Source organism: Pseudoalteromonas sp. NZS11, from assembly GCF_015864765.1.
In the GTDB taxonomy this organism is placed as follows: domain Bacteria; phylum Pseudomonadota; class Gammaproteobacteria; order Enterobacterales; family Alteromonadaceae; genus Pseudoalteromonas; species Pseudoalteromonas arctica.
Genome location: NZ_JADYWP010000002.1, coordinates 155,118 through 180,089 on the forward strand (window position 1 = coordinate 155,118; position 24,972 = coordinate 180,089).

A 24,972-nucleotide genomic window follows, 5' to 3' on the forward strand; every position below is an offset into this window, starting at 1 on the left:
TTAGTGCGCCTTTTGCGGTTTTATTGTGACAGGTAATACGCCGTTAGCCGGTGCTTCTCCTAGTAACACTTTTGCAAGTGCGGTAAAAGCGGGACCAGACACAATATCGTTTTTATCTACATCAATATTATATGCGTAAGATGCAAGTACAGCATTTGCATAATTGCCAAATTTAGCAATGTCGTAAGGCGCTCTTAGGCTTATAAAAACAGTGCTTTTGTTTTCTTCTTTTGCCATATTTAATAATGACTCAAATGCTTTTGGTTGCTCTGCATTATTAAGTGCAAAATTAGGATCGTCTTTTAAATCATCCATACCGCCAATTTCTACCGCACTTTGATTAGGTGTTGCATTGCCGGCTATAACTACATCAGCAGCGTGTATTTGTGCTTTTGCGAGTGCAGGGTCGAACCCTTGTAAGCTACTACAGCTATAAGTGAATTTTTGCTGGCTGATAGCTTTAATCGCTTGCTGCATTGCCATACATTTACGCGTGTCGGGCATAATAATATGAACATTACTTCCTGCTTTTAAATTAAGCGGCAAAGTACTGTTATTATTTTTAACCTGCGTTATTGCCTCTACAGCAAGCTGCGCTTCTATTTCGCGATGTGCTGCACTGCCGATTGTTTGCTTTGCATTTATGAGCGCGGTAATAGGGTCAAAATTAGTGCTTAACCTAAATTTATTTTTAAGCGTAATTATACGCATCGCTGATTGTGCTATTTCTTGCTCATCAAGTTGGTTTGATTTAACCGCTGCAACAAGCTCTTTAATAAGGTCATCGAGCTTGTTTAAATCATCCGGTGTTCTAATTTCAACGGGCATTAGGGCAATGTCAGCTCCAGCGGCAAATGTATTTATTACCGCTTGAGTTGGTGTGAAGAAGTTACTAATACCAGCCATATCAAGCGCATCAGTTACTACAACACCTTGGTAATTAAGCTCACCACGTAAAATATCAGTAATGATTGCACGCGACATTGTTGCCGGTTTTATCATAGTTTTGCCATTAACGCTTACAAACGTCGTACTATCGAGGGCAGGGTATTGAATATGCGCCGTCATTATCATGCCTGGGTTTTGCTTGGCGATAATGTGTTTAAACGGTGCTAGGTCTTGCTCGTAAATAACTTCTTTTGCATGGTTTACTTTAGGCAAACCTGTATGGCTATCTACGTTTGTATCGCCGTGGCCCGGGAAGTGCTTTAACGAGGTAATAACACCGTTGTTCTCAAATCCTGCAACCTGTGCGGCGCCCAATTTACTCACTAATGCTGGGTTTTCACCAAACGAGCGTACGTTAATAACAGGGTTATCGGGGTTCATGTTTACATCAACCGTGGGCGCGTAGTTTACATTGATACCCAGCGAGTTTAGTTCTTTAGCTATAACAGTTGCTGTTTTTGTCGCAAAGCTCGTACCGTGTTTTTTGTAGGTTGCGCCAATCGACATATTACCGGTAAATGATGTAGCAACATCGCGTGGTAACCGTGCTACACGTCCGCCTTCTTGATCTATTGATATAAATAGCGGCAGCTTACTACTGGACCTACTTGCAGCTGTTTGCAATTGGCTATTAAGCGTAATGGTTTGTTCTATTGATTGGGTATTTTCAGAAAATAAAATAACTCCACCAATATCGTATTTAGCAATAGCGGTAGCAAGCTCATTAGGTAACTCGGTCATTGGAGTTCGGCATTTATTACTTGCTCCTTGCTGGCAAAAGTAGCGAAAGTCGAGTATTAACTTTTGCCCAAGTTGTTGTTCAAGAGAAAGCACGGGTTTAGCAAACGAGGATTGTAATGGCATTAAACACCCAGATAAAAAAACGATAGACGGTACAATACACTTATTTAGCAAAACACACTCCAAGGCTAAAAAGTAGATAAATGTATGCAGCTTAACTACTTTTTAAAGTAACTGCAAAAGAAGGTTTTCTTTACAAAAACCATTAACGTATTGTAAAAATTGAAGATAAATTATAGTTTTGAACTTAGTGAAAAGTTATATTTTTTCTGGCTTTATTGATATTAGATAATAAATTTTTAATAGGGTGTAATTGCAGGCTTTATGCTCAATTATAGGTGCAAGTATTGAATGCCTCATTCTTAGGATGGCATTCATTTTCGAAAGAATTATTAATAGCCTTAATCTTCGATTTCTTATTTTTCATTTAACGATTACAGCCTTTATTAGTACTTTAGTAAGTAGCTTTTATTCTACCTACCAAGCACAAAAGGAGCAGTTAAAAACGTACACTAAAAATAACTATGCCTGCGCTAATAAACTAGCATCAACAACTTATACTCTTTAGAATCAGCAATGCAATAACCTGCCTATTCAACTAAAAATCATCTTGAAAAGACAATATTGTGGCGCGTTTAGGTAGAGAAGAGTTTGTATTTTTTACCTAATAACAGCAAAGTGCGCGCAAACATAGCAGAGCGATTGCGTCAAACCGTTGAGTCTATAAATACGTAAACTATTGGATTTATAATAATTCCTATTGGCATTGCAACTTGGTCTGAGCATAGTAACGAAATAGACCAAGTTTACAAATGTGCTGACAAAGTACTTTACCATGTTAATAATATGGTAGTGATAAGTGCATTGTTGCTGATTAAAAATGTGTTTCGATAGGTGAGTAATCAATTGCAACTTCTACATTGCTCACTGAGCTATAATTGTTTAGATCTTTAGATAATCCTGCAATATCAACATCCTTTTCAACAAGTAATGTGTAATTGTGAGCTGTCGACTTAACTAACTCATAATTATTTTTTAACTCATCAGGCAAAGAATCGGTATTTAATGTAATGGTAAGAGTACCTGTTACTACACCTTTTTGCTTTAAGTTCTGATTATAAATAACGTCGCCTTTAAATAACTGCTCAGAGTTAAAAATAAGCTTATCACCAGATGAATTTATGCTTTTAGATGCTTTTTTCATAATACCTTGACTGCTTTCTTTTTTAGGGAAAATAGTGTCAGTTTTCTGGTTCTTAGATGGTTCTTTTATAATGATTTCTGCTGTTTTAGGTAGCGCCTGAGAGTTGTTAACCTCTGTTTTTTCACTGTTATTACATGCAGATAGTAATAAAGCTGCAATTATTGGCACTGAACTTGTAAAAATTATTTTTTGCATTCGTTTACCTTTGTTTACTTTTCTCTAAATTTAAAGCTATTCAGCTTCATTCAAGTATGTATATTAACAACTTAACTATGCGTTTACATAAAATAATCAATTAAAAAACATTAAGTGTTTTAATATAATAAATACAAACAGGTGGATACATGTCTCAATTTAAATTAACAACTATTGCCATAGTTGTAGCATCAACATTAGCAGCAGGTGAGCTAACGGCCGCTGAACAAACTCGATTTTATGATGTAAGTGCTACAAATGCAGTTACTCAGGGTACTTCTTTAGCTGCTGTTCAGCAGAGAACCTTAGCCGAACGCGCCACTGTATCGGGTCAAAAATCTATTTACGATGCACAAATGGGTAAAGCAACATTTTTATGGCAAGCAATAGGTCAGCGTAAGCCTGACATGGCTTTAATCGCAGCTGATAACCGTAATCAATATGCTGCTGACTTTTATATTGAAACTTTAACAGGCATTAGTAATCGTAAAGCAACAGCATCTTCTGCTGTTATGGTTGATTTATCAGAGCAAAAACGTGGTTCTATTAGTGCTAAATATAAACAACAAGTAAACGGTGTAGAAGTTTTTAACCGCGAATACAACTTGTTAATGGATAAAGAGTACAACCTAGTAGCAAGCTCGGGTTATTTTGCTGATACGTCATCATCTAAAAATAAACTTGCTGCATTAACGGGTTTTGTAAGCTCTGAGCAAAGTATAAAAAAAGCATTTAGTGAATTAGCTAATATTGATGTCTCACTTCGTAAAATTGGTAACGAAGGTGGATATGCAAAATATGAGGCTAAATCATTAGATGACTCTAAGATTGTTTTAGGTACGCCACGTGCAAAAGAAGTGTTTTTTGAAGTTGCAGGCGAGCTTAAATCTGCTTACTACATTGAAGTAGAAGTAGCAGAAGTTGGCTCTTTAGAAAGTGACTACTTTAGTTATGTAGTAGATTCAAATAACAGCAAAGTATATTTTGCGAAAGATTTGAAATCTCATGCAGCTGACTTTAATTACCGTGTTTACGCTAACCAAGATGGCTACCCAATGGAAAGCCCGCACGGTGACGTAATTCCTGCAGATGGCCCAGGGCAAGTAGACGAGACTGAGATTTTAGACGCGCCAATGGTATCTCTATCTTACTACAGTAAACTAAGCACAATGGACCCATGGTTAGCTGATGATGCAACGACAACATCAGGTAATAACGTATTTGCTTACGCAGATGTGGTTGCACCTCAAGACTTTAGTGAAGGTGACTTTACCGCTGAAACAACAGCAGACTTCACATTTGACTACCCTTATCAAGTAGATGAAGTTGCAAATAGCTACGCAAACCGTAAAGCGGCTATTGTTAACTTGTTTTATATGAATAACTTTTTACATGATTTTTTCTATGATCATGGTTTTGATGAAACGTCAAATGTAGCTCAAGTATCTAACTTTGGTCGTGGCGGCGTAGAAGGTGACCCGATTGAAGCACAGGCTCAAGATAACTCAGGTCGTAATAACGCAAATATGTCTACGCCAGCTGATGGTGCTAGCCCACGTATGCAAATGTACTTGTACAACAGTAAAGATGCCGTTGTTGGTGTAGATTTTGGTATTACAGTAACTTCACATGACTCTTTAGGCCTTTTAGCTTCAACAAAAGAATCTGGCTTTGGTAAATACCAATTCAGTGATGTGGCTGCAGAAGTTGTTCGTTTAGATGATGGAAATACAGTAGATTCAACAAGTATTAATGATGGTTGTGAGCCTGCTATAAATGCTGCTGAACTAGCAGGGAAAATTGCAATTGTAGATCGTGGCTCATGTGCTTTTACGATTAAAGTAAAAAATGCACAAGATGCAGGTGCAATAGCAACTATCGTTGTTAATAATGACCCAGATACGGCAGAACCGGCACCAATGGGCGGTGAAGACGATACTGTAACCATTCCAAATATGGGTTTAAATTACGCTGATGGTCATGCAATGTATGACCTAATTGATGCTCGTGAAGTTGTTACTGTAAACATGTTTACCAAAGCAACATTAAAAGATGGTACGTTTGATAATGGTATTATTGCTCATGAATGGGGTCACTACATTAGTAACCGCTTAGTCGGTAATTCATCAGGCCTTATTAACTTCCAAGGCCGCGCAATGGGCGAAGGCTGGGGCGATTTCCACTCATTAATGTTTATCGCTAAAGAAAGCGATATAAATATTACAGGTAACGATAAGTTCCAAAAAGCATATGGTAGCGGCACATTTGTAGAAGACTTCTACTTCGGTATTCGTCGTCTTCCTTATTCAACTGATACAGATGTAAATGCATTGTCGTTCCGACATATTACTGAAAATGCTGGTGCTGATATTGGTATTTCACCAACAAGCGTGGCTTCTCCTCATGCTGCCGGCGAAATTTGGGCAACTGTATTATGGGAAAACTACGTAACGCTTATTAACGAGCATGGCTTTAATGAAGCACAAACTCGAATGGCAGATTACTTAGTTGCAGGTTACAAATTAACACCTATAGCACCAACCTACACTGAAGCACGTGATGCTATTTTAGCTGCTGCCTATGCAGTAGACCCTGCTGATTACAAATTAATGGTAGGCGCATTTGCTAAACGTGGTATGGGTCTTGGCGCAGTATCGCCAGATCGTTTCAGTGAAGACCTTACTGGTGTAGTTGAATCAGATAAAACACAGCTTTCTAGCTATGCATTTGCAAGTGCTGACTTAAACAACATGTACAATGGTACAGAGCTTGGTTTTTGTACTAACGACAATATTTTAGATAAAGGCGAAACGAGTACGGTTAGCGTAACAATTACTAACCGTGGTAGTGAAGTACTTAGTGGTACAACAGCACAACTGACAGTTATAAGCGATCATGATGTAACATTTGAAAATGATGGCCTACTTACTTTTGGTGAAGTTCAACCGTACGAAGCAATAACAAGTAACGATATTAAAGTTACTTTGAACGAAGCGGGTACAGCTGAAACACTAGAAATTGAAGTCACATTCCCTGAAATTGAAACGGATGATGATATCGTTGAAGCGCTTGATCAAACACTTACGTTTGAAGTAAATATGGGCTTTAAATCAGAAACGCCTGTTGGAGCTGTAGTTTCAGATGATATGGAAGTAGCAAGTTCATCACTATTAGATTTAAAAGAAAACGTAATGTTTGGTGGTGATTTAGCTGCTGGCACTCAAGTAATGGATAATAGTAGTAATATTGCATTCTTTGAACAAGGTGGCTTTGGGCTAGGCACACAAGCAATGCGCCTTGTAAATAATGGCTTCCAATCGGATGTAGCAGTAGAGAGTAAGTCATTCGAAGTCGGTTACTCTGGCGACTTTGAAATTTCATTCTGGCATTTCTATAGTATCGAGGAAAACTGGGATGGTGGTGTTGTAGAAGTTAGTGTTAATGGTGGTGACTGGGTTGATGCTACTGAAATTGGCGGCACATTTGATGTTGGCTATGACGCTGTTCTAATCGAAAACGATTCTCAAGAGCTTCAAGAACGTGAAACATACACAGGTAATAACGTACAAGATAGTGGCGCGTATGGTAATTATGAAACTATCAACTTTGGTGATGCTCTAAACGGCAACTTAGTAAAAGTACGCTTTAGAATTTCATCAGATGGCGCAGTAAGTGATTTAGGTTGGTGGATTGATAACCTAACTATGTCTAACGTTTTATCTCCTGTATTTTCAGAACTTGTAGCGGGTGATTCACTAGCATGTGATAACGCAGCTCCACTTGTTTTAGTCGAAAGCGCATCAGCGGAAATTACTGAATCTGCTACAGGAACAATTACAGCAACAGCGTCAGATCGCAATGGTCAAACACTAACTTATGCTTGGACTCAGGTTAGCGGTAGTGATGCTACGCTCACTGGTACTGATACAGCAACTTTGAGCTTCACACCTGCAGCTATTACTGCAGATGAAGAGCTTGTTTTTGAAGTTGCCGTAAGTGATGGTGTAACAACTGTGACTCAACAAAGTACTGTAATGGTAAAAAATGAAGCGGTAGCAACAGTGCCTGTAACAGAAGCAAAATCTAGCGGTGGTGGTAGTTTTAGCTTTATAGCTTTATTACTTACTCCATTAGTATGGTTTAATAGACGTCGTAAAAACGTTAGTAAATAAGTTTAAATAACATCCCGTCGTCTCTAAACACATGACGGCTTTAATGAAAGGCCAGTAGCTTTTGCTTCTGGCCTTTTTTATAAACTTAGTGTGATGTTTTTAGTCCTGACCTCATATTAACTTTTTCATGGCCATACACTTTGACTTATATATTAGTCATATTGCCTTTTTATACGACATCAACAACTTATATCTTAAAGCTTAATAAATAACCTCGGGGCGTTCACTTAGTTGGCTAGAGTTTTACTGATTAAAGGATAAAAAATGGCAATGCTGGAATATATTATTTATCACGCCATACCCTAACGCATAGTCGCTAAATTGAACAAACCAACTTAATTAAAAACACTTAAACGGGTATAATACCTAACTTCGTATAATACGCGCTGAATTTGAGTGCTTTGGAATGCAGCTTTGCTATATAAATTACTACCCGCTTTAAATTTAAGATTTCTTATATTGCTACTCGCATTCTCTGCAGCATTGAGCACATTGATAGGGAGTTTTTATTCTACCTATCAGGTTCAAAAAGAGCAGTTAACATCATATACGCTAAAAAGTAATTTAGCCTATGCACAAAAATTAGCCTCCGCAACTGATAACTTTTTAAAGTCTGCGCTTCAGCAGCTTGAATACTCAGCTAAAATTATTGAGCAATCACCAAATAACTCCAAATTATTAAACGATGAAGCCATTCGTTTAAATCATCAAACGGATAGCTTTAACTCTGTTGTGATTAATTTACATGGCGTAGTTGCAGCGACGTCGCCTCACTTTGAAAGTTTAATAGGCCAACAAATACAGTCTCCAGGAGCAATAGAAGCACTAAAAGAAAAACGCCCATTAATTAGTGAGCCTTATTTGTCAGCAGCTGATAATTTAATTGTTTTTATATCGCACCCTTTGTTTGATTTTGAAGGTAAGTATTTAGGTTATATTGGTGGCTCTCTTTATTTAAAAGAGAAAAATATTTTAAATGAGCTTTTAGAACAACATTACTACAAAGGTGGTTCGTACCTTTATGTTGTTAGCTCAAATAAGCGCATTTTATATCACCCAGAACCTGCCAGAATCGGCAACGTTATTGCTAACAATGCTGTGATTGACGCTGTTATAGATGGCGAAATAGGCACCTCAACGGTTATTAATAGCTTAAATAAGCCGATGCTCGCAGGCTACGCACCCATTACTTTATCTAAATGGGGAATAGTGGCGCAAAGACCATTAGAATCAACGCTCTCTTCGCTAGATACATTAACTATTGAAGTCATTGAACAAACAATACCTATGGCATTAGTCACATTTATTTTTATTGGTTTATTTGCACACTTTATAGCAAGGCCGCTAAAGCGCTTAGCCGATAACGCAAATACACTCGACGATCCTTCAAGCTTAGAAAAGCTTAAAAATGTGAAGTCGTGGTATTTTGAAAGTCAAAAACTAAAATTAGCAATGTTAAGAGAAGTAACTTTATTACAAGCTAAAATTGGTGTGTTACGCCATGACTCACAAACAGATCCCTTAACAGATACGCATAACAGAAGAAGCTTAAACGGCTTACTTAACCAGCTTATGCTAAAGCAAACCCCGTTCGCTATATTAGAAATTGATATCGACTTTTTTAAACGTGTTAACGATACTTTTGGGCATGACAAAGGTGACGAAACTTTAGTTTCGCTAACCAATATAATTAAAAAACTATCAAGAAGAGACGACATAGTATCAAGAATCGGCGGTGAAGAATTTGTTCTTGTGCTACCAAATGAAAACAGCCAAAGTGCCTATAAAATAGCAGAGCGTTTACGTAAAACAGTAGAATCGACAGAAATAAACACCATTGGAACAATCACTATTTCTATAGGTATTGCAACCTGGCCTGAGCATAGTACTGATATTGCCCAAGTATATAAATGTGCCGATAAGGCGCTATACCATGCTAAAGAGCATGGTCGTAACCGATGCGTAGTGGCCGATATTAGCTAACCACAGCTTTGTTAAGTAATACTCTGTATTACCTTAAATTGATAAATACTTTACACAGAGTGCATGAGTTTATTAAGCCAGCCATCTGCTTTTGATGGCTTGTAAATCATTACTATGCCTTTGCTATAGTGACTGTTAACCCCCTTTACAGTTATTTTAGTAAACCCTAAATCGTCAATCACAAAATTTGATAAATACGCTAATCCCAAAGCAGTTTCACTACCAAACTAACCTTTTAAAATCCGTTATATGTTGAAAAGCTAACGACAAATAAAACACAAAAAATGCATTTTCATTAGTTAAAATAACGCAGCAATAAGGCTTGGTAATTCATAAAATACAAAGTAATCGTTAAGCTTAGTACCGCTTACTAGGGGGAAGTATAACGGGGAATTAGAGTGCGACAGCGCAATAAATACAACGCTTGCAAGTAAACTAACGGCATGTTTTAAAAACGCCCCCAGCTATTTAAAAACCCTTTACCTGAATATACTCACCATTAAGTAATTTGACTTGAGTAAATATGTGGCAGGCAAACGCTGCATACCCATGCAGCGTTTATTGCCATTTGTTTAGCCCTAATTAAAACTGATAGCTTACCCTTGCTGAAAAGTTACGCCCAGGTTGGGTGTATTGGCTAAAATCAGCACTTTGCGATTGACCTGCAATCAACTCAAAAGGTACATATTCTTTATCGAGCAAGTTAAGTATCCCTACATTTAACTGCCACGCTTGCCATTCGTAATTTGCGTATAAATCAACAACGCCGTAACCATGCCCTTGCGTAGTTTTATCATCGTTTGCATCAAGTACTACATCCGATTGCGATTTAGCTAAACGCAACGCAGCGGTCCAGTTAATATTACCCAGCTCTGTACTTAACAATATTGAGCCATTTAACGGACTAATGCTGGTAAGTGGCTGATCAGTTTCTTTATTTTCACCATCAACGTAGGCTACGTTTGCCTCAAGTAGTATATTTTCAGCGACATACATGGCAATTCCGGCTTCTACACCGCTTATTTGTGTTTCGCTAATATTTTGATATTGATACAAAGTTTTGTTTACGCCAGGAATGTACGTTGGCTCAACACCCACTACTGCAGTTTCAATAAAGTCATCGAATGCTGCATAAAAAGCACTTAAGTTTACGCTAATATCGCTGCTGGCGTATCTTAGCCCAAGCTCAAACGAACCACTGCTTTCAGGGTCTAAATCGGCGTTTGGTAATATTTGATAAAACGGCTCAACGCCGTGGCTTTGATAGGCTTGGTCGTGTGGTGGTATTTTAAAGCCTCGTACGTATTGCCCGTACAACGATAAGTTATCATCCACTTGGTATATAACACCTAGCTTAGGCGAAAAAGCAGACTCGGTAATATCGTCAAGCTGCGCATCAGCGTATAGCTCATCATTTTTAGCTTCAAGGGTGTAGTAATCATATCGCACGCCCGCAATAACCGACCACGCGCTGTTATTAAAAGAAATACTGTCTTGTACATAGGCGCCAATTAAAGAGGTGTCAGCCCCCGGAAACGCTTTTTGTTTTTGGTCTGTAAAATCAACGGTGCCATCAGCTAAAACACGCGTTTTTAAACGTGGCCGAGTGGTGTCGTATAAATCGATATCAATCCCGTATACCACTTCGTGATCGGCACTCTCTGCGTTAAATCCTTTATTAAATACCGCTTTTAAACCTAAAATATTTTGCTCAAAACGATAGTCGTTATAATCGGTGTAGGTGCTTGCGCCACTAATTGCATCACTTTGTTGCTCGTAACTACTATAAGACACTTGCCCGTACCATTTATCAAACGCAGCTGTAGCTACCTCTGAATGGTAATCTAGCGCCAGTGACCAACTAGTGTCGTCTTCCTCGGTTTCTTGAATGGCGGGGGTTATAACTTGCTCAATTGTTTGATTAAAATAATCAAGGGTGTATTTAAGTGTGCGTTTTTCATCAAGCTGTTGTTCAAATTTAACTAATAAAGCGTCCGACTTTGCATCATAACCGGGTAAGTTTTCGTCGTAGTTTTGTACTTCTTCGCTGTCGCGATGGCTATAAACTGCGCTTACTGCAAAGTCGCCTAAGTCTTTTGCACCGGTAATATCAGCAGCAATTTGGTTACTTTGACCTTGATACCCCAGTGCCATTTTTACATAGCTGCTGTTATTTTTTAAATAATCGCTTGGATCTTTCGTGGTTATAACCACAATGCCACCGAGTGCGTCAGAGCCATATAAAGACGATGCAGCACCTTTGGCTACTTCTACTTGTTTTACGCCTGCTACATCAAAGTAATTGCGGCCAACTAAATAGCCCCCTCCGCCTGCATAACCATCGTTGGTGCGTCGGCCATCTTTTATAAATACAACACGGTTACCACCAACACCACGTACAGTAAGTGTTTGCGCGCCTGCACCACTGCCTGTGGTTGCAATGCTTGAATCGTATTTAAACATGGTTTGTAAATCTACAGCTAGCTGGCGCTCTATATCTTGCTCGGTAATAACAGTTACTGAGCCTGTTACATCTTTAAGCTTTTGTTCAAAGCGCGAGCCACTCACAACAATATGATCGTCAATTATGTTTTCGGCAAATGCAGTGCCCGATCCGAGTAATAAGGTTGCTATAGCAGTAAATTTAAATGCAGAGGGCTTCATTTTAACTCCAAATGATAATAGTTATTATTTATGGCGAGGATGTTACAACTAAGTCAAATTAAGATCAATTAATTATGATAATCATTTTCATTTAGATTTAACTAGTTATAATAGCCGAAAAATAAAAGCCGGAGTTTGTAATGAAATACCTATTTATATTGTTTGCTTTAGTCGCTCAACCTGCACTTGCACAGGAGCGCGTTATTAGTGTTGGCGGCACCCTTACAGAAATAATTTATGCACTGGGCAAACAAAGTACCCTTGTAGCGGTTGATCAATCTAGTATGTACCCACAGCAAGCTACGCAATTACCACAAGTGGGTTATTACCGCGATTTAGCGGCAGAAGGCGTGCTTTCTATGCGCCCAACCACCTTGTTAGCGCTTGAAGGAGCAGGGCGAAGCCAAGCACTTAAACAAATTGAGGCAACAGGGGTTAAGCTAATTCATTATAAAAAGCCGACCTCAGTTAATGAGCTACTTGAGCTAATTAAACGCCTTGGTACCGACTTAAACGCCAAGCAAAAAGCGCAATCACTTATTACGCACATTACAAACTCATTACCTGAAAAAGCAAAAGCGCAGACACACAGCGCGCTATTTTTACTCTCAGCTAATGAGCGCGGGCTTGTTGCCGCAGGGCAAGAAACCGTCCCTAATTTATTATTTAGCTATGCGGGCATTACTAATATAGGCGCTACACATTCAGGCTTTAAAGTAATTAATACCGAAGTACTTGCTGTAAATCAGCCTGACTTTTTAGTTGCGCCAAAGCATGTTGTACAAAGCATTGGCGGCAAGCAGGCTTTTTGTAAGCAACCGAACCTACGCTTATTAAAAGCTGCGCAAAGCTGTAACTTACTTGTTATGGATAGCCTGCTTTCGCTTGGCATGTCGCCACGTATTGCCACAGCAATTAATGAGCTTAACGAGTATAAAACCCGCTTATGAATACCCTAGCATTGAGCCGCTTTGTGCCCATAATACTTAGCCAAACTCATAAATGGATGCTATTAGCCTCTGTTTGTATTTTTGCTTTGGCGCTACTAAGCATAGGATACGGCCCTGCAGGATGGGATTGGCGTTTAGCTATTGCTTGGCTTGCGCCCGAGTACTTTAATCAGTTTGATGCACTGCAAATAAATGTCGTAATGCAAATACGTTTGCCGCGTTTTGTGCTTGCTGTATTAGTAGGGTTGGTACTTGCCCAAACAGGGGCGGCAACCCAAGCGCTTTGCCGTAACCCGCTGGCAGACCCATCTATTATTGGCATTAGTGCAGGTGCGGCAATGGTTGCAGTGGCGTTTATTGCACTTAGCGCGCAGTTTAATTTTAACGCTCAGTTGTATTTACCTTATGCGTCGTTTTTAGGGGCGCTTGGTGTTACCTCGCTGGTATATTTTATTGCCAAGCAGCAGGGGCAAATTAATATCACCACACTTATATTGGTAGGAGTCGCTATTAACGCGTTAGCATTCGCTGTTATTGGGCTACTGAGTTTTTTTGCCGACGATAGCGCGCTACGATTAATAAATTATTGGACCATGGGCTCATTAGGCGGAGCAAGCTGGAGCACGATTATTCAAGCTGTGCCGTTACTGTTTATTAGCCTAGTTGGCCTGTGGCGGTTAAAAAACCCCATGAACTTACTCCTTATTGGCGAGTCACAAGCTCAGTACCTAGGAGTAGATACCAATAAGCTTAAATTGTATGTCATTATACTCGTTGCATTAGGGGTAGGTGCGGTTGTAGCGCTTACCGGTTTAATAGGGTTTGTTGGCTTGGTAGTCCCGCATATTGCCCGCTTAATGGTGGGGCCGCATTTACGTAATATGCTGCCGCTTTGTATGTTAATTGGCGTACTGGTATTGCTACTTTCTGACTGGCTAGCACGCATTGTGATCATGCCATCAGAGCTACCCATTGGCATTATTACCGCGCTATTGGGTGCGCCATTGTTTATTTATTTAATAGTGAAAAATAAGCGAGGTTGGTCATGATCACGTTTAACAACCTAAGCGTTGGCTTTGATAATCACAGCGTTTTAAACGCTATTGATGGCAGCGCTAAACAAGGGCAACTTGTCGCACTACTTGGTGAAAATGGCGCAGGTAAATCTACCTTGCTGCATACCTTAGCAGGTATGCACTCCTTTACAGGCAGTGTACTTTTTAATGCTAAGCCGCTGGCCTCTCACGCTAAAAAACGCCTTGCAACACAGCGCGCAGTTATGATGCAAGCTAACCACGTAGGGTTTGATTTTAATGTATTTGAGCTTATTGCAATGGGTCGCTATCCGTATGTAGAGTCATTAAAAATGCAAAGCGAAAAAGTACATAAATATGCCGCTATTATGGATTTAAACCAGTATTTAACTCGCCGCGTAAGTGCGCTTTCGGGCGGAGAGCAACAACGTGTTCATATGGCGCGTACTTTAGCCCAGCTCGATGCCTTTACACAATCGGCTGAGCCAAAACTAATGCTGCTCGACGAGCCTACATCAGCACTTGATATGCGCCACCAACATGCTTTGCTCAGCTGCGTTAAAACCTTTGTAGAGCAGGGCAACAGCGCCATTATTGCAATACACAATCTAAATTTAGCCAGCCTTTATGCAACCGACGCTATTTTACTGCACAACAAAAAAGTGTTGCAAAGTGGGCCTATAAACACCGTATTAACAGAACAAAACTTACAACAAATGTACGCCATGAAACTGCACGTAAATCCTCATCCTTATAACGATGCACCCATGGTTTTTTCTCAACGTCAGGAGTTTTTATGAGAGAGCAAGCATTAAACGATGCACGCACCTTGGTTTACAAAACCAATGCGGGTGTCATGTCGACTATTTCTAATAATTTACGCGGCTACCCGTTTGGCTCAGTAACCCCCTATATGTGCGACGAACAAGGCCGTGTTTACTTTTTTATTAGCGATATAGCCCAGCACACTAAAAATCTAAAGCACGACTCACGTATGAGCCTTACCGTATTTGACGCCGCCGACAGTGGCGATCAAAACGAGCACGGCCGCGTAACGCTCGTAGGTGATGGCTCTGTTGTGCCAAGTGAGCAAGCACACACTTTACTTGATAACTATATTGCCCTATACCCCGAAGCCGCTAGCTATCGCAATGCGCACAACTTTCAATTATGGCAATTAGACGTAATTCGTGTGCGTTACATTGGCGGTTTTGGCAAAATATTTTGGCTTGAGCAAAACGAATGGCAATACGAGGCAAAAAACTGGGATGAAAACCAGCAGCAAAGCATGATAAGTCACATGAACGATGACCATCAAGATGCTATGTCGCTCATATTAATGCAGCACTACAGCGTAGCTGATAACACCCCAATAATGAGCGGCCTATTACCCACTGGTTTTTATATACAAAGCCAAAAGCGTAATTACTTTATTAACTTTAATACCCAGTGCAACAGCCCGTTAGAGGTTCGTAAAGCGCTGGTTGCGCTAACCAATCAAGCCCGAAATAACTAAACTAAATACATGACGACATAGTTAACCTGAGCCCTGGTTAAGAGATTCACTAACTATGTCGTTATTTTATAAGCAAGCTGTTTGCTCGCCTCGTTTGGCTAACGCTTTAAAAGCGGCTTGCTGATGTTCTTTTTGTACATAACGGGGTGGCAAAGGGTTAACTTGCAACTGATATCCTGTTTGGTTAGCTTGCACACTTGTAACCGGCGATATCCACACAACATTTAGCTCTGGCGCTAAACGCTTAATAACGCGCGCTATACCTTCGCCATTTTTCACATGAAAATCGCCCGCTATATGCATTACCTGCGCATCTTTATGATTATTTAAATAGTTAACGATAGACTCCCCCATGGTTTCATCCCAGGTAACTTGCGCAGCATAATAGTTTTCGTTTTGACTTGGCGAGCCGTGGTGCATTGAGGTCATAAAACGTTGTTTATAATCACTTGCTGAGGTATCCATAGTGGCTGCAATGAAGCTCTGCTGTGTTTCATCAAGTTTATTTACATAACTTATGCCTTGCCTGCCAATACAGGTAACAATATTTTTAGGGGCATTTGCAGCTATTACATCGCTATTGTTCGTTTTTGCCAGCTCTACCAGCGCACGGTAATCACTTTTGTAGTTAGGCCACGCTTGGGTGTTATCAATTAAGTATTGCTCACCAATTTCACTCTTAACGTACTGGTTTAAAGTATGCTGATCCGCGCGGCTAAATTGCTCAAGCGACAGCGCAGTGCGTTTATTACTTTTGCTTAATTGCTCAAATAACTCAGCCTGAAATAAATGCACGCCCGGATGCGTATGCCATTCACCCACTAAAACCACATCGGCATTTAATAGCTTGGGCTCTAATAATACAGAGCTAACAGGCTTTGCTTGTGCATTATAAAGTGCTGAGTAATATAACGATGAGCTTTTATCAGGCGGCACAGTTGTTGTGCTACAACCACTCAAACCCATAACTAACGCCAGAGTTAACATATACTTTTTCATACACACCTTTAAAACTCTTTAATGCAAATAATTATCAATATCATATAATTGTAATACCTATTAAGCCAGCCAAACTGCTGCTTACTTACATAATCAAGGAAATGAGCGAAACGCGCATTTATATGCCTTAACTTTGCTTGTAAATATTAAATAGCTTTTGATAGCAATGCCTTAGGTAATTTGTTAAAACTGTAGAAAAATGAGCGTAGCATCGGCAGAAGTATACTCGATTCGCGTATTATAAAATTGTTAGACAAATACATTTGGAGTATAAATTGGAAATTACATTACCAATTACGGTGATTTTTGCGATTTCACTTTTTATCATTAAAGAGAGCTTAGAGTTAGTCCGAAAGTCTAGAGCAAAAAAAAGAAAGCTACTTGCTTTCAAAGCTGTATTGAAAGAAGAATTAGAACTTAATTTATGGACGTGGAAAAAGTTTAAATCTTCACTGAACAGAATCCGAGAGGCTGGGCAAGGTGGTCATTACAATTATTCTATATCACCTGCAGGAACAGAGCGGTTCGAGGTAGTTGATGCCGAAGGATATGGAACTGGACAAATGTTCCCTAAAGTTGAAATTGAACTGCATTCTAAATTACTAATAGATGTTGCAGAGTTAGATGCAAAGATGTATAAAAAATTGATTGCAAGTTATAAAGGACTTTCTGAATTGCATCATTTGAGGAATAGAATAGTCGACTTTATTCATGAAAACCAAGAGACAGTTTGTGATATTGATAATTTTACTGGGTCTACTTTACAAGATCTTTCTCCTATTTATACTGAGTTGGATGCATTGTATCAATATTGTACGGGTAAAAAACTGACTGAACATCGCATGAGATAATTACCTAACAAGCTTTAAACGAAATAAAAACTGTTGGTTACGTTCCACTTTGATTCACAATTATAGTCAACTATTTTTATTCGCTTAAGCAGGCGTTGAGACTGTAGAATTACTCTTTTTAAGAAAAACAGCCTGTTTTATGGGTTCCAAATGCTTTAAAAACGATCAAAGTTAATTACAGGAACTCGTTTTTTTAATTGAATTTGGCTGTCAGAGTTATTCTACAGTCTCGTTATAAATCACAAGGAGTGCGGTGTTGAATTCCGAGTTATCTGAAATTTCAGACCATATGTTTGAGTTGGGGACAAGTGCATTAGCCCATGCTAATTGGCATGCGAATTATATGAGCTTTGAAAATCATATGTGGCCAGAGCTTTCTGTGCTTCAAGCAGCTCATGCCGCAGAAATATTGATTAAAGCGAGGATAGCAGAAGAACATCCATTGCTAATTTTTGATCAAGTTCCAAAGTCTACTCAAGTTGATGATTCTAAATTAGGATTAAAACATCTTTTTGAAAAAGCTAAAACTATACAATATTCTGAATTACCTGAAAGGCTATGGGCAGCAACTGGTATAAAACTAAAGAATATTGATGCTTATAAGAAGTTTGGCTATTTAAGAAATAGCATTCAACATTTTGCTAGTCCATCGGATGTTGGTTGCAGTGAAGAAACAAGAAAATTTATTTATCAAGTCATTGATCCATTCATTCATGATTGTTGGGGTATAACAGCCGTTGATTACAACGAAGATCATGAACCGTATATTTATTTAATGGCTAACTTGATAACTAATGGTGTTGAGTTTTTAGTTTCAAATGCAGCTGCTAATAACTTGCAATATACAGAATTAAACTGGCCTAATGAAAACTACAAGCAGCTTATGCTTAAAAGGTTCAAACAGGCAGGTGCGGATGTAAGTGATTTATAACAAGCGCCTTATGTCTGCCCAACAGGTTAGGCTAGGACAATTATTCGCTGCAACTTCGTTGCAAAACACTCATAATCGCCTCATAGACGAGCGTTAGCAATCACTGAGATGATTATTAATTTAAATATAGAAGGTCATCGGCTTTGATAGCGCTTATAAAAGAACTCCAACCACAGCTTAAATACCTGTCGACATTAAACTTCTTATCCCTAAGCGTTGGAACTGGTGTGATATGGCAAAAAAAGTCGGCTTAGCTGAGGAGTATTTCCTTACAACTATTATTATTCCTTAAAATTAGCGACCTACTTATGATGAGTTAACTACTAATTTTAATAACCGCTAACATATCGTCGTCATCCTCATCGAGGCCAACTTCTTCAAACCCAAAACTTGAATAAAAGTCTTTAGCAACAGGGTTTAGCGGGTTGTAACAAATCTCGATTTGTTTAAGCTTAGAAGTTGTTTTAATCTCTTCAATTGCCATAGTTAGTGCTTTGCGCCCAATGCCTTTATTTTGATGAGTTTGATCCACCATAAAGCGCCAAATAGAAACCTTTGCAGAGGTTTCTTGTACCCACATAAAAAAGCCTACTGGCACACCATTTAGGTAAATAGCTTTACAGGTATACCCGCTATTGTAGTGCGACTCAACTAACGACCACATATTACACGCTACGTATTCTTCTTGTGTTTTAGCAACCTCTAAATCGCATATGGCTTCGTAATTATCGGCGGTGATATCTTCCAATGACAGTTTCATGTTTTTCCTTCAGTACAACTTTGTGTAATTAGTAAGCTATCAGTGTATGTACCTATAATCAAATAAATGAAGAGATTGATTTTTATACCCCCTTAAATTAGCCTAAATAATGTTCTACACGGCTATCTAAAACAAAAAGGCCGCAGTAATAAATACTGCGGTCTTTGTTTTCCCATACCCTAATTTGTTACTCTGTTGTTATCACTAAATGCTAGTGTTACTATTATTGAAACGGATTTTTATAATAGCAAATGGAATTTAATTTATGAGTATTCAATTAGCAAACTACGAAATTAATATAAGATCATTTCATCCTGAAAAAGATTTTGGCTGGTCAGGGCTAATGTTTGAAGGGGATAATCGAGGGTTTTCGCTTAAACCTAGCGGTATTAAACCTACAACCTCAAGGATTTGGCATCGTCTACAGCTATCTACAAAAAATGGTAAAATTAATTCTGTTGATACAATATCAGATCCATCCAAAGCACCTTGGGAAGATAAAAAAAGAATATATTCTGGTAATTTAGCACCAAAAGGACGTGTTACCCTCAAAGACAAACCTCCAACTAATAGTATTTTTCAGTATCGGTTAAACGGCCAATACGGAGGAGTTAATCACGCGATGCCTGGCTCTCCAGAGATGCAAGAAAGATTAGATTTTTCATACGTGCCAACTTTAAATGTTAAATATAAAATTATAATAGACATTGATACTGTAAACGGTCACATGGATATAGTTACTTATATTACGGGCGATGCTTTCCCCAATTGTGAAGCATTTATTGTGGGTCCAGGTGGACAAGCAATCTCACTGGGTATCCATGTTCGAAAAGGTGCGCCACCACTAAGCTTATCTCTTAACGCTGATTACCCAATGATTGCAAGCGCACTGCGTTTACCGCTTAATAACAATGGTAGTTTTAAAGGAACTGTCGGCGATGAACTATTTAGACAGGCAAATAAATATCCTAAATTAGCTTTTCATCAAATAGCCGATTGGAATTACCGATTTACTTCTATTCCAGCGAATAGTGGCCATTGTATGCTACTAGAAAAAGCGAGTTTAGAATATTGCTTTAATGGCTCCCCCAAGTAAAGGCGACTCTATGAAACCCATCTTTAAAGCCCACTTTTTAAAAATATTGTTTATTGGTTCAATGGTAACGTGGCTATCAGGCTGTACTGAGATAAATAAAAGTGAGCCTGCAATTTACTTAATACCTGAAGGGTATGTTGGCTCTTTGTACATAATATTTAACGCCCCAAATGGAGAGCCACCAAAATACGAGGGAAACTCTCGTGTATATAAAATACCGCCATCAGGTGTACTCGTATCACAGATGGATGCAAACGAGGGCTGGATTGAATCTAGCCAAATACAGTACTTTTACGTAAGTGATACAGGTAAAAGAACGCCTATAAGCGAAGACTCTTCATTAGAAGATAACGATTCGCCAGGCAAAAGAACTGTTTATGTAGGTGGGCTAGGACAGTCAGGTCCAATATATGGCTGCACTGTGATAAATCAAAACTTTACGGTGGGCACGGACGCAGAGCAGACTGACAGAAGGAATCTGTACAATATATACGATGCTATCAAGCTAAAAAATATAGACGAAAAACTTTTTTATAATATTTGTCAACATTGAATAGCTTCAATAATATCGCAGCTATACGGAGCTAACCATCTTCCACGATAGTAATATTAAATTTGATTTAAAAATCATATTGTTACTTCATTCTATGAAAAAGTATGCGCTAATCACTAAAGTTATTCGAATAAACAAAAAGGCCGCAGTAATAAATACTGCGGTCTTTGTTTTTAGCTAAATGCTTTAAGCTAAGTGCTACCTAGTAAGCGCCTGCGCTGTAGATAAGCTCGTAGCTGTGGCTGTAAATCTCAAGGATGTTACCAAACGGGTCTTCCATGTAGATCATGCGGTACGGCTTTTCACCCGGGTAGTAATAACGAGGGGCTTCCATACGTTTTTTACCGCCAGCTTCTACAATACGCTCAGCTAAACCTTCTACATCAGGGTCTTGAACACAAAAATGAAAGATGCCTGTTTTCCAGTATTCAAAATTGTCTTTTGGGTTTTCTTGGTTTTTAAATTCGAAAATTTCGACACCAATACGATCCCCTGTAGATAGGTGCGCAATTTTAAACTTTTCCCACTTTTCGCCAAATACTTCTGTGCACATTTCGCCAATTGGGCTTTTGTCTTCGGTAATTAAAGTGGGTTCCATTATTGTGTACCAACCCATAACCTTAGTGTAAAACTCGACTGCTTTTTCAACGTCGGGAACCGAAATACCAATGTGCGAAAAACTACGTGGATATGTATGACTCATAATGCTTCCTCTTTAACTTGTGACTTATCTTGTGACTTATCTTGTGACTAGTTGATGGAGTTAGTTTACGAATCGACCAACATTAAGTAAAATTATCATTAATCATCATTTTGAGTACGTTTTGTAATGATAAATCCAACATGGTTAAATACGTTTTGTACTTTGGTTGAGGTAAATCATTTTACCCAAACAGCTGAGCGCCTTTATATGACCCAATCTGGTGTAAGTCAGCACATTAAAAAGCTAGAGCAACAAGTTAACTGCGCTTTGCTTGAGCGCCATGGTAAGCAGTTTTCTCTTACTCCTCAGGGCCAAAACTTATATCAGCAGGGCAGCCTACTTCTTAAAGATTGGCAGTTTTTAGAACAACAATTAAAAGATGATTCGCCGTACAGCGGAGCGGTAAAGATTCAATCTCCGGGCAGTTGTGGTTTAAAGTTTTATAATCAATTATTAGCACTGCAATCTGAGCATAAAGAACTAATTATTGATTACCGCTTTGCGCCCAATGTAAGTGTTGAACAAGCTGTAGCAAACCATAGTGCCGACATCGGGTTTTTAACTCAAGCTCCAACATTTAGCGAACTAACCAGCCATAAAATAAGCCAAGAGCCACTACTACTTGTAACGCCTGCAGGTATAAACATGCCTAATTGGCAAACCCTGTGTGAGCTAGGGTTTATTGCTCATCCCGATGCAAGCCATCATGCGCAGCTACTACTAAGCGAAAACTACAGTGAGTTTGAGCATATTGACCAAATAAGACGTACGGGATTTTCTAACCAAATTAGTTTAATACTAGAACCAGTAAGTTTAGGGTTGGGCTTTACGGTATTACCTGCTCATGCTGTTGGCGCATTCAATAAGCCCGCGCTTATTAAAACGCATCATTTAGAATGTCCGGTTAGTGAATCTATTTATGTGTGCCATCACCGAAATAGGCCGTTGGCAAAACGTATGAATACAGTGATTGAGCTAATAAAGGCGGGAATAAATAGTTAAAACGTAAACCCCCTTTACACCCACGGCACTTAATACCATAGGCAAAAGGGGGAACAGAAAATTAGTTAACGCTTTCTAATTTTGCTTTTAAATCGAGTAAGTCGGTTGCGATAGTATTTGGCTGTATTTCCCACGGATCGAAAATAGATTCTTTAGATCGTTGAATCCACGCCGCGCGCATGCCGTGCGATATGGCACCGGTTACATCAAACGGGTTACTTGATACAAGCCACGTGTTTGCGCCTGTTGAATTGGTTTCGCGTAAAAAGTGGCTATAAACCCCTGGGTTTGGTTTAAAGGTTTTAACGTCGTCGGCACTTACTACCCCTTCAAAAAGCTCACTAATGCCAGCGGTTTCTAATAAGGTATGAACTGCGTCGGCAGCTCCGTTTGAAAATGCAAACAAACGGTAATCCTTCGCTTTTAATTGCTCAAGGCCTGCTTTTACATCATCGAACGCAGGAAGCGTTTTATAAAGCTCTAGCAGTTGCCCTTTTTGATCTTCACTTAGCTCGGTTTTGTGCGCTAAGCAGGCGTAATCGAGTGCGTGTTTTGTACATAGCGAGAAAGGAATATAATTTTGCATTAATCCACGTCTAAATGAATACTCTAATTGCTTTTCGCGCCATGTATTTGAAAATGCTTGGGCGTTATCGCCAATCATGTCGTCGAGTAAGGACAGTACGCCGTGAGTGTTTATTAGCGTACCGTATACGTCAAATGCAAGTGTAGTTGCCATGTTTGCTCCGCAATAAAATAAATTAAGTTGGTTTTAGAGTACTTGCTTACAGCTTAACTTAATTTGAACGAACGCTCAAATTAATAAAACTTATAAGCATCGAGTGCTAAAATATCCATTTCTATACCTTCATGTATTTTTTTTGCTTTACCGTCACTACTTCCAAGCGCTGCAAAAAGAGGTAAAAAGTGTTCCTGGCTAGGGTGATTAAATAAAGCATGAGGTGCTTCATTTAAATAGTTAAGTAACGCTTGGGTGTTTTGCGCTATTAATTTTTGCTCAACCCAATGAGTAAACTCATTAACCATTTGAACACGATTAGGTGTAGCAGGGCTTTTAAATATTTCACGTAGATTGTGACTAATACCACCGGAGCCAATAATTAATACGTTATCGCTGCGCAGTGGTGCAAGTAACTGTCCGTATTTATACATCGCCTGAGCGCCTAAACGCGTGTTAATAGACACCTGAACAATGGGAATATTAGCTGTTGGGTACATTAAGCGCAGCGGGATCCACACACCATGATCCCACCCTTGATCTGCACTTTTCACCGTTTTAATACCCGCTTTGTAAAAGTACTCACTAATAGTATTAGCAAGCTTAGGGTCTCCTGGTGCTGGGTATTGAATTTCATACAGGGGCTTGGGGAAGTTATAAAAGTCGTGAATAGTATGCGGCGCATCTCCGGATGTAATAACTATATCGTGCGCTTCATCAAAGTGGGCAGAAAACACCACAATAGCACGAGGCTTACTAAGCGTTTGACCTAATGATGCAAGAAAATCTGACGTAGCCGATTGCTGAACAGCCATCATTGGCGAGCCGTGAGATATAAATAAAGCAGGCTGAGTCATACTAAAACCTTAAACAAATAGACGTGTTATAAACACTATATAAGTTTCTATTTTGACGATAAATATGATACTTATTTATACATTATCAACAAAGCATTGTTAAAAAATGGATAAGCTCACCACCATGAAGACCTTTTTAGCCGTTGTGCAAGAAGGATCATTTTCAAAAGCGGCCGATAAACTCGATATTTCGCCGCAGTTAGTCAGCAAATATATTTCTGCATTGGAAGATAATCTACGCACGCGTTTATTACACCGTACAACGCGAAAAGTAAGTGTTACAGAGGCTGGAAATCAATATTATCAGCGTTGTCAGCAGGTGGTTATTGATATTGAAGACATGGAAAACTCACTAAACAACTTAAGCGAAAATGTATCGGGTGTGCTTAGTATTAGTGCGCCAATGTCGTTTGGTACTAAGCATTTAGCAGGTTTGTTGGTTGATTTTCAAAAGCAGTATCCAAATTTAAAGTTAGACTTACAGCTCACAGACCAATATGTAGACATAGTAGAGCAGGGTATTGATATTGCTCTGCGCATTGGCGTATTAAAAAACTCAACGTTGATAGCTAAAAAAATTGCACCTATACACCTAGCGGTGTTTGCGTCACCCGACTATTTAAAACGCCATGGCACGCCACAAACACTGCTAGATTTACAATCACATAATTATTTACGCTATTCCCACAGTGAGCCCACAAAACGATTATTTGGGGTTAATGAGTTAAAAAGCGAGCTAAAGCTTGAAAGTAACTTTGTGGCTAACAATGGTGACTTACTACTAAATACAGCCATTGCGGGAGGTGGTATTGCTATGCAGCCCACATTTATTGCTGGCGAAGCACTGGCTCAAGGTAAAGTAGTGCGCATTTTAAATGACTACGAACCCGACCCAATGGGACTGTATATGGTATACGCTAACAGACAGTTTTTACCCAGTAAAGTACGTGCATTTGTTGATTTTACTAGTGGCTATTATGGCGATACACCTTACTGGGATTTAGCGTAATAAAA

At 39.1% G+C, this 24,972-nt stretch carries 20 protein-coding genes; 12 read left to right on the forward strand and 8 right to left on the reverse strand.

What is annotated here, in order from left to right; genetic code table 11:
• On the reverse strand, positions 1 to 1,812 hold the full coding sequence (locus I6E82_RS04460) for a glycoside hydrolase family 3 protein (protein WP_197116912.1): 1,812 nt from the start codon (positions 1,810 to 1,812) through the stop codon (positions 1 to 3).
• 811 nt (positions 1,813 to 2,623) lie between these two features.
• Positions 2,624 to 3,148 carry a hypothetical protein gene (locus tag I6E82_RS04465; RefSeq protein WP_007583632.1) on the reverse strand — a complete coding sequence of 175 codons (525 nt, stop codon included), beginning with the start codon at positions 3,146 to 3,148 and terminating at the stop codon, positions 2,624 to 2,626.
• 149 nt (positions 3,149 to 3,297) lie between these two features.
• On the opposite strand from I6E82_RS04465, the gene I6E82_RS04470 reads away from it, so the two are divergent.
• Together I6E82_RS04470 and I6E82_RS04475 are read left to right on the forward strand one after the other, a co-directional pair.
• Entirely contained in the window at positions 3,298 to 7,320 is a 4,023-nt protein-coding gene (locus I6E82_RS04470) for a rhombosortase-dependent M36 family metallopeptidase (RefSeq protein WP_197116914.1), read from the forward strand.
• A gap of 459 nt (positions 7,321 to 7,779) precedes the next feature.
• Positions 7,780 to 9,303, forward strand: coding sequence for a sensor domain-containing diguanylate cyclase (locus tag I6E82_RS04475; protein ID WP_197116916.1), 1,524 nt, complete (start codon positions 7,780 to 7,782; stop codon positions 9,301 to 9,303).
• 582 nt (positions 9,304 to 9,885) lie between these two features.
• Here I6E82_RS04475 and I6E82_RS04480 read toward each other — a convergent pair.
• Positions 9,886 to 11,967 carry a TonB-dependent hemoglobin/transferrin/lactoferrin family receptor gene (locus I6E82_RS04480; protein WP_197116918.1) on the reverse strand — a complete coding sequence of 694 codons (2,082 nt, stop codon included), beginning with the start codon at positions 11,965 to 11,967 and terminating at the stop codon, positions 9,886 to 9,888.
• Positions 11,968 to 12,107: 140 nt separating this feature from the next.
• On the opposite strand from I6E82_RS04480, the gene I6E82_RS04485 reads away from it, so the two are divergent.
• From I6E82_RS04485 to I6E82_RS04500, 4 genes are read left to right on the forward strand one after another with little or no spacing between them, the layout of a single operon-like run.
• Entirely contained in the window at positions 12,108 to 12,917 is an 810-nt protein-coding gene (locus I6E82_RS04485) for a heme/hemin ABC transporter substrate-binding protein (protein ID WP_197116920.1), read from the forward strand.
• The gene (locus tag I6E82_RS04490) at positions 12,914 to 13,966 is read left to right on the forward strand and encodes a FecCD family ABC transporter permease (RefSeq protein ID WP_165721992.1); all 1,053 of its coding nucleotides are present in this window, start codon (positions 12,914 to 12,916) and stop codon (positions 13,964 to 13,966) included. Before I6E82_RS04485 ends, I6E82_RS04490 begins: the two co-directional genes overlap by 4 nt.
• The gene (locus I6E82_RS04495) at positions 13,963 to 14,751 is read left to right on the forward strand and encodes an ATP-binding cassette domain-containing protein (RefSeq protein ID WP_197116922.1); all 789 of its coding nucleotides are present in this window, start codon (positions 13,963 to 13,965) and stop codon (positions 14,749 to 14,751) included. Before I6E82_RS04490 ends, I6E82_RS04495 begins: the two co-directional genes overlap by 4 nt.
• Positions 14,748 to 15,467: a HugZ family pyridoxamine 5'-phosphate oxidase gene (locus I6E82_RS04500; protein WP_165721994.1), complete on the forward strand. Its 720-nt coding sequence runs from the start codon at positions 14,748 to 14,750 to the stop codon at positions 15,465 to 15,467. Before I6E82_RS04495 ends, I6E82_RS04500 begins: the two co-directional genes overlap by 4 nt.
• A gap of 66 nt (positions 15,468 to 15,533) precedes the next feature.
• On the opposite strand, the gene I6E82_RS04505 is transcribed toward I6E82_RS04500, so the two are convergent.
• Positions 15,534 to 16,466 (reverse strand): ChaN family lipoprotein, encoded by a 933-nt coding sequence (locus I6E82_RS04505; protein ID WP_197116923.1) that lies wholly within the window; start codon positions 16,464 to 16,466, stop codon positions 15,534 to 15,536.
• Positions 16,467 to 16,741: 275 nt separating this feature from the next.
• Between I6E82_RS04505 and I6E82_RS04510 the strand changes: the two genes are divergently transcribed.
• Positions 16,742 to 17,317, forward strand: coding sequence for a hypothetical protein (locus tag I6E82_RS04510; RefSeq protein WP_076924884.1), 576 nt, complete (start codon positions 16,742 to 16,744; stop codon positions 17,315 to 17,317).
• A 256-nt stretch (positions 17,318 to 17,573) separates the two neighbouring features.
• Positions 17,574 to 18,248 (forward strand): hypothetical protein, encoded by a 675-nt coding sequence (locus I6E82_RS04515; protein ID WP_197111856.1) that lies wholly within the window; start codon positions 17,574 to 17,576, stop codon positions 18,246 to 18,248.
• A gap of 316 nt (positions 18,249 to 18,564) precedes the next feature.
• On the opposite strand, the gene I6E82_RS04520 is transcribed toward I6E82_RS04515, so the two are convergent.
• Positions 18,565 to 19,008 (reverse strand): GNAT family N-acetyltransferase, encoded by a 444-nt coding sequence (locus tag I6E82_RS04520; RefSeq protein ID WP_076924883.1) that lies wholly within the window; start codon positions 19,006 to 19,008, stop codon positions 18,565 to 18,567.
• Between the two features lie 265 nt (positions 19,009 to 19,273).
• On the opposite strand from I6E82_RS04520, the gene I6E82_RS04525 reads away from it, so the two are divergent.
• Both I6E82_RS04525 and I6E82_RS04530 read left to right on the forward strand, forming a co-directional pair.
• A complete protein-coding gene (locus tag I6E82_RS04525) occupies positions 19,274 to 20,104 on the forward strand; it encodes a hypothetical protein (RefSeq protein ID WP_076924882.1) in 831 nt (276 codons plus the stop codon).
• A gap of 10 nt (positions 20,105 to 20,114) precedes the next feature.
• Entirely contained in the window at positions 20,115 to 20,657 is a 543-nt protein-coding gene (locus I6E82_RS04530) for a DUF6843 domain-containing protein (RefSeq protein ID WP_076924881.1), read from the forward strand.
• 202 nt (positions 20,658 to 20,859) lie between these two features.
• Here I6E82_RS04530 and I6E82_RS04535 read toward each other — a convergent pair whose 3' ends face one another.
• Positions 20,860 to 21,360 carry a lactoylglutathione lyase family protein gene (locus I6E82_RS04535; RefSeq protein ID WP_002959229.1) on the reverse strand — a complete coding sequence of 167 codons (501 nt, stop codon included), beginning with the start codon at positions 21,358 to 21,360 and terminating at the stop codon, positions 20,860 to 20,862.
• Between the two features lie 126 nt (positions 21,361 to 21,486).
• Here I6E82_RS04535 and I6E82_RS04540 point away from each other — a divergent pair, with 126 nt between their 5' ends.
• Positions 21,487 to 22,362: a LysR family transcriptional regulator gene (locus tag I6E82_RS04540; RefSeq protein ID WP_197116924.1), complete on the forward strand. Its 876-nt coding sequence runs from the start codon at positions 21,487 to 21,489 to the stop codon at positions 22,360 to 22,362.
• Between the two features lie 61 nt (positions 22,363 to 22,423).
• Here I6E82_RS04540 and I6E82_RS04545 read toward each other — a convergent pair whose 3' ends face one another.
• Together I6E82_RS04545 and I6E82_RS04550 are read right to left on the reverse strand one after the other, a co-directional pair.
• Complete coding sequence (locus I6E82_RS04545; RefSeq protein ID WP_002959247.1) at positions 22,424 to 23,101, reverse strand: haloacid dehalogenase type II; 678 nt, start codon at positions 23,099 to 23,101, stop codon at positions 22,424 to 22,426.
• A gap of 80 nt (positions 23,102 to 23,181) precedes the next feature.
• Positions 23,182 to 23,958, reverse strand: coding sequence for a DODA-type extradiol aromatic ring-opening family dioxygenase (locus I6E82_RS04550; RefSeq protein WP_024609280.1), 777 nt, complete (start codon positions 23,956 to 23,958; stop codon positions 23,182 to 23,184).
• Positions 23,959 to 24,064: 106 nt separating this feature from the next.
• Here I6E82_RS04550 and I6E82_RS04555 point away from each other — a divergent pair, with 106 nt between their 5' ends.
• Positions 24,065 to 24,967: a LysR family transcriptional regulator gene (locus I6E82_RS04555; protein ID WP_197116925.1), complete on the forward strand. Its 903-nt coding sequence runs from the start codon at positions 24,065 to 24,067 to the stop codon at positions 24,965 to 24,967.
• The last annotated feature ends 5 nt before the right edge of the window (positions 24,968 to 24,972 follow it).